Genomic DNA, 2,297 nt, shown 5'->3' on the forward strand with positions numbered 1-2,297 from the left:
GATCGAGGGCAATCCCAACTTCAAGCTGCTGAGCGTGCAGGCGAGCTCGCACGACCAGGTGCATCTCAGGACCGACCAGGCGCCGTTTACCGACAAGCGCATCCGCCGCGCGCTGGCGCTCACGATCGACCGAGAGGCTGTGGTCAAGGGCCTGCTCAAGGGCCGCGCCATCGTCGGCAACGACACGCCGTTCGCGCCGATCTTCCCCTCGGCCGATCCATCGGTGCCGCAGCGCAAGCAGGACATTGCCGAGGCCAAGCGGCTGCTTGGCGAGGCGGGCGTGCCCAACGGCTTCGAGGTGACGCTGACCACCGAACGCGCCTATGACATTCCCGACTATGCGGTCATCATCCAGAACTTCGCCAAGAAGGCCGGCATCGACGTCAAGCTCAATGTCCTGCCGCAGGACGCCTATTACGGCTCGGCGACGTTTGGCAGTTCGCCATGGCTGGATTCGGTGCTCGGCATCACCGACTATGGCCACCGCGGCACGCCCGACATCTTCCTCAACGCCACGCTAAAGAGTTCGGGAGCTTGGAACGCGGCACATTTCAACAACCCGGCCTATGACGCGCTGCTGCTTGACTACTCGAAGGCGCGCGACCTGCAGGCACAGCGCCTTGTTGCCCGCAAGATCCAGACCTTGCTGCTCGACGAGACGCCGGCGATCATCAGCTACTTCTCGCAATACAGCCGCATCGTCAGCTCCAAGGTCGAGGGCGTACGCTTCACCGCGATTTCGCATCTCCTGCTCGACCGCGTTTCCTTCGTCCAGGCATGATCGCGACATGCTGACCGGTCGCATTCTGTCAGCGCGTGTGGGCACACTTGTCCTCACCCTGTGGCTGGTCAGCATTCTGGTGTTCTTCGCCGGGCAGGTCCTGCCCGGCGATGTGGGCCGTGTCATGCTCGGGCCTTTTGCCGACGCGCAAGCGGTGGCGGAACTGAACAAGCGGCTAGGCGCCGACCAGCCGGTTCTCGTCCAGTATTGGCTCTGGTTCAGCAAAGCGGTCACCGGTGACTTCGGCACCTCGCTGTCGATGCGCGGGCCGGTGGCGCCCTTCGTGCTGGAAAGCCTCAAGCGCTCCGCGGCGCTTGCCGGGATTATTTTGCTCTTCCTCGTTCCGCTCGGCGTTGGTGCCGGCGTCATCGCCGGTCTCAATGCGGGCCGCCTCATCGACCGGCTGATCGTGATGGCGGGCGTCTCCTTCGGCATTGTGCCTGATTTCGTTTCCGGCCTGATGCTGCTCATCGTTTTCGGCCTGTGGCTGAACTGGTTCCCGATCTCCGGAGTTGCGCCCGATGGCGCGGGCTTCTGGACGCATGGCTATTATCTGATCCTGCCGGCGCTGCCGCTGGTGCTGAACCTTTCCGGCTATATCGCCCGGATGACGCGAGCAGGCGTGATCGAGGCGATCGCCGCCGATTACACGCGCACCGCCGTCCTGAAAGGGCTCGAGCGGCGCGAGATCATCTTTCGGCACGTGCTGCGCAATGCGCTGACGCCGACCGTCGCGGTGCTGGCGACGCAGACCGGATACATGCTGGGTGGGCTGGTGGTGATCGAGGCGTTGTTCGGCATCCAGGGACTTGGCAATCTGGTCCTGAACGCGGCCAAGGCCCGTGATTTCCCGATGCTGGAGGCAGGCGTATTGGTGATGGCGGCCATCTTCGTGCTGTCGGCGGCGGCCGGCGACCTCTTGCTGGCGCTGCTCGATCCGCGGCAACGCCGCCGGACCTCGCCATGACGGATCTGGCCGAGTTTCCCGCACTGCAGCGCGCCGTGGCGGGCTTTTCGGCAGTGCGCCGGATTCGCAGTGCTTTCGCCGGATTGCCGCCGTCGGTCGTGGTCGGATTGCTGCTGCTTTTGTTCTGGGTCGCTTGCGCCATAGCAGGCAACCTCTTCGTTCCCTACGATCCCTATGCCGAGGATTTCCTGGCGACGCTGACGCCGCCCGATGCGCTGCACTGGTTCGGGACCGATCAGCTCGGCCGCGATGTGCTGTCCCGCATCATCGTCGGTTCGCGCGACATCCTGCTGGTTGCGCCGCTGGCGACGCTGGCCGGGGTTGCCGCCGGCAGCATCATCGGCCTGGTGCTCGGCTATTTCGAGGGCCTCACTGATGCCATCGGCGCGCGGCTGCTCGATACGCTGATGGCGTTTCCGTTCATCGTTCTCGTCACCATGACGCTGGTGGCGATCGGCCCGTCGAACCTGACCGTCATCCTGGTGATCGGCATCGCCTACGCGCCGCTGGTGGCGCGCACCGTTCGCGCCGCCGTGCGTGAGCAGAAGC

At 64.7% G+C, this 2,297-nt stretch carries 2 protein-coding genes and 1 pseudogene; all 3 read left to right on the forward strand.

Translation table 11 applies throughout. The features are described 5' to 3' along the window. A partial coding sequence (locus tag EN969_RS27375) for an ABC transporter substrate-binding protein (RefSeq protein WP_245467523.1) occupies positions 1 to 781 on the forward strand: 781 nt, incomplete at its 5' end. Positions 782 to 788: 7 nt separating this feature from the next. Beyond that, positions 789 to 1,748 carry an ABC transporter permease gene (locus tag EN969_RS27380; protein ID WP_013530496.1) on the forward strand — a complete coding sequence of 320 codons (960 nt, stop codon included), beginning with the start codon at positions 789 to 791 and terminating at the stop codon, positions 1,746 to 1,748. Beyond that, a pseudogene (locus EN969_RS27385) lies at positions 1,745 to 2,297 on the forward strand (ABC transporter permease); the annotation flags it as partial. The gene EN969_RS27380 and the pseudogene EN969_RS27385, both read left to right, overlap by 4 nt.

The organism is Mesorhizobium sp. M7A.F.Ca.CA.003.01.2.1, from assembly GCF_003998945.1.
GTDB lineage: Bacteria > Pseudomonadota > Alphaproteobacteria > Rhizobiales > Rhizobiaceae > Mesorhizobium > Mesorhizobium ciceri.